A 3351-nucleotide genomic window follows, 5' to 3' on the forward strand; every position below is an offset into this window, starting at 1 on the left:
CACCCCCTGGCCTGCCGGGCCGGTGGCGTAGACGGCGCGCTGCGGCTCAAAGCCCGCGGTGCTGACATTGGCAACATTGTGCGCAGAAACAGCCATGCCCCAAGAGTGGGTGTTCATGGCTGAAGCGCCCAGTTGCATGCTTGTGTTTATGCCGCTCATATCTGTACCCTGAGGGGGTCTTGCGTGTCTGCCCGCGACAATTTCGGCGCGGGCGGCGCGCATGTAAAAACAACCCTTAGCGCTGCACTAGCACAACCGGCAAACGATTGCAAAATTTTTTTGTACGTGGCGTACAGGCTCGGTTTCAGCTCCTGTCGCACATGTGCCGCTCAATGCGGGCAAAGGCATTGTGGTTGTGTATGGACTCCATACTTTCCACCTCAACGCTGAACCATTCCACCTGGCCGTGTTCCGACAGGCGCTGCGCCACATTGCGCACCACGTCTTCCACAAATGCGGGATGGGCAAAGGCGTGTTCGGTGACGTACTTTTCGTCCTCGCGCTTGAGCAGCGTGTAGACAGCCGATGAACCGGAAGCCTCGGCGATGTCTATGAAGTCTTCCAGCCAGGAAAATGTTTTCATGCGCAGGCGCATGCGCACCGTAGCCCGCTGGCTGTGCGCGCCTTCGTTGCTGATGGCCTTGGAGCAGGGGCAGACCGTCATGACGGGGACGTCCACTTCAAGAATAAAGTGCTGCCCCGCATCGTCAAGCTCACCGGTGAGGCGGCACTGATAGCTTACCAGCGCGGGACTGCCCGAAGCCGGGGCGGCCTTGCTGATGAAGTAGGGAAAGCAGAAGCGCGCGTAAGCCCGCCGGGCCTCCAGACGCTGCCTGATGTCCTGCAGCAGGCGGCGCACCGACTGGTAGCTGATTTCATCATTCCACTGCTCCAGCGCCTCCACAAAGCGGCTCATGTGGGTACCCTTGAACGCAGAGGGCAGGTCCACGCCAAGGTCCACGCTGGCAACGGTCTGTTGCGTACCCCTGGTGCGGTCGCGCACGAGCAGCGGCAGCCGGAGTTCCCGCACGCCCACACGGTCTATGTTCAGGGGAATCTGCGGGGCATGACTTTGCACGTCTTCCATTATGCCAGGTCCTCTCCTGTGGTAGTGCCGGTGAAAGTGCCGTGCTTGACGCCGCGGCAGGCGATAAGCTTGTCGGCCAGGGCGCGCATGCGCTTGGGCTCGCCTTTGAGCACGAGCACTTCAAGACAGTTGTAGTGGTCAAGGTGTACGTGCAGGGTGGTGACGATAAGGTCATGGTCGTCGTGCTGAATTTGCACAAGACGGCGGGAAAGATCGTTTTTATGGTGGTCATAAACCAGGGTGAGCGTGCCGGCGCCGTGGGCGTCGCTGTTCCACTTTTCTTCCACCAGCGCCTTGCGGATAAGGTCGCGTATGGCTTCGGAACGATTGGGATAGCTTTTGCGCCGGCAAAGTTCGTCAAAGGGTTCCAGCAGGTCTTGATCCAGTGAAACGCCAAAGCGTGCAAGATTTCCCATAACAGTGTCCTGCGGCGCTTCCCGCCCGCAAGGGCGGAGCGCTGTTCTTTTGTGTTGCGGCCGCGTCAGGCGCGGCGGATTTCCCATACCTGCACGGTGACGGGTACGGGCTGGGCGTAGAGGGCTTCCACCTTTTGGGCGTACACCCGCCTTCCGTGCCAGCCGCCGCTTTGCAGGGCGTGCAGGAACGTATCGTAAACCGAACGCCCCGGCTCGGCTACCCATGCCGCGCCGTCAGGGGCCAGGGCATGGCCCAGAAAGCGCAGTACCGGTGTTACAAAGCGTTTTTCATACATGATGTCGCCGCCCCAGATGCGGTGCATGCTGCCCCACCGCACAGCGGGACAGCGCCAGTCCATAACTGTCCACAGAGCCTGGGAAACCTCGTTGAGCTTCGCGTTGCGGGCGGCAAAGCGCAGGGCCTCTTCTTCATAATCCGCAGCCGTCACCCGTGCGCCGAGCCACTGGCCCACCATAGCCGTGAGGCCCAGGCCACAGCCCAGGTCAAGGCAGTTTTGCCCTTCGATCTCATGGCGGCGCTCATGCAGCCATGAGGCCAAAGCCACGCTTGACGGCCAGAGTTCCGTCCAATAGGGCAGGCGCTCGTCGTCAAAGTCGTGGGAGTCGGCAGTCATGGCTTCCCACAACTGCTCAAGGTCGGCGGCACGGCTGAGCTGCCACAGACGCCCGGCGGCGCGCACGGTGATGTGCGGCTGATAGGCGCGCAGGGCCTTGTCTTCTTGCTGCGGGTATTCTGGCGGCATATATTCTCCGGCGGAAGCTTATCCTAATGGGTCGCCGCTGTACAGGGCGTACGGGCGCATGGCCCTGCGCGGCGCATGGGCGTTATTATTGGGGGCTTGAGGTGAGCGGACGCCGGGTATATAAGAATCTGCGCTGACGAACAAGCGTTTTTTCTGCACGGCTGCGGGACAGCCGTGTCATTTTTGCAGCCGTAAGGATACATGCATGCACAAGCACAGCGAATACCTGAACCGCATTTTGTTGAGCCGCGTTTATGACGTGGCTGTGGAGACTCCTCTCGAAGAGGCCAAGACGCTTTCTCGCCGCCTCGGCAACAGAATCCTGCTCAAGCGGGAGGATTATCAGCCTGTTTTTTCCTTCAAGCTGCGTGGCGCGTACAACAAGATGGCCCGCCTGTCGGCGGAAGACCTGCGGCGCGGCGTTATTGCCGCCTCGGCGGGCAACCATGCCCAGGGTGTGGCCCTGGCGGCGCGCAAGCTCGGCTGCGAGGCCACCATTGTCATGCCTGTGACCACACCCGCCATCAAGGTGGAGGCTGTGCGCCGTCTGGGCGGGCAGGTGGTGCTTTCAGGCGAATCTTTCAGTGATGCATCGCAGCATACGCTCAAGCTTATTCAGGAAAGCGGCTGCATCTATATTCCGCCTTTTGACGATCCTGACGTCATTGCCGGGCAGGGAACCATTGGCATGGAAATCCTGCGGCAGCACCCCGGCGATATACACGCTGTTTTTGTGCCCATCGGCGGCGGGGGCATGGCGGCGGGCGTTGCGGCCTATATCAAGGCGCTGCGGCCAGAAATCCGGGTCATCGGCGTTGAACCTGTGGATTCCGATGCCATGCGCCGTTCGGTCATGGCCGGAAAGCGCGTGGAATTGCATGATGTGGGGCTTTTTGCCGACGGCGTTGCCGTGAAGCTGGTGGGAGAACACACCTTTGCCCTGTGCCGCGACCTGCTGGATGACATCATTGTGGTGGAAACCGACGCCATCTGCGGGGCCATAAAGGATATTTTCGAAGATACGCGCATGGTTGCCGAGCCCGCAGGAGCCTTGGCCCTGGCCGGGCTGCGCGCCTATGCCGCC

5 protein-coding genes are annotated in these 3351 nt (G+C 61.0%); 1 reads left to right on the top strand and 4 read right to left on the bottom strand.

The features are described from left to right. The 4 genes from V6C16_RS09770 to V6C16_RS09785 all read right to left on the bottom strand — a co-directional run. Window positions 1–222 (bottom strand): flagellar basal body protein (locus V6C16_RS09770; RefSeq protein ID WP_333543100.1); only part of this gene is annotated, 222 nt, incomplete at its 3' end. An 82-nt stretch (window positions 223–304) separates the two neighbouring features. Beyond that, window positions 305–1087 (bottom strand): GTP cyclohydrolase FolE2, encoded by a 783-nt coding sequence (gene folE2 / locus V6C16_RS09775; RefSeq protein ID WP_333543101.1) that lies wholly within the window; start codon window positions 1085–1087, stop codon window positions 305–307. Beyond that, window positions 1087–1503, bottom strand: coding sequence for a nickel-responsive transcriptional regulator NikR (gene nikR / locus V6C16_RS09780; protein WP_012625386.1), 417 nt, complete (start codon window positions 1501–1503; stop codon window positions 1087–1089). The genes folE2 and nikR overlap by 1 nt, the downstream gene beginning before the upstream one ends. A 65-nt stretch (window positions 1504–1568) precedes the next feature. Further along, window positions 1569–2267, bottom strand: coding sequence for a class I SAM-dependent methyltransferase (locus V6C16_RS09785; RefSeq protein WP_333543102.1), 699 nt, complete (start codon window positions 2265–2267; stop codon window positions 1569–1571). Window positions 2268–2472: 205 nt separating this feature from the next. Here V6C16_RS09785 and ilvA point away from each other — a divergent pair. Next, a partial coding sequence (ilvA, locus tag V6C16_RS09790; RefSeq protein WP_333543103.1) for a threonine ammonia-lyase, biosynthetic occupies window positions 2473–3351 on the top strand: 879 nt, incomplete at its 3' end.

It is taken from the genome of Desulfovibrio sp. 1188_IL3213, assembly GCF_036763145.1.
GTDB lineage: Bacteria > Desulfobacterota > Desulfovibrionia > Desulfovibrionales > Desulfovibrionaceae > Desulfovibrio.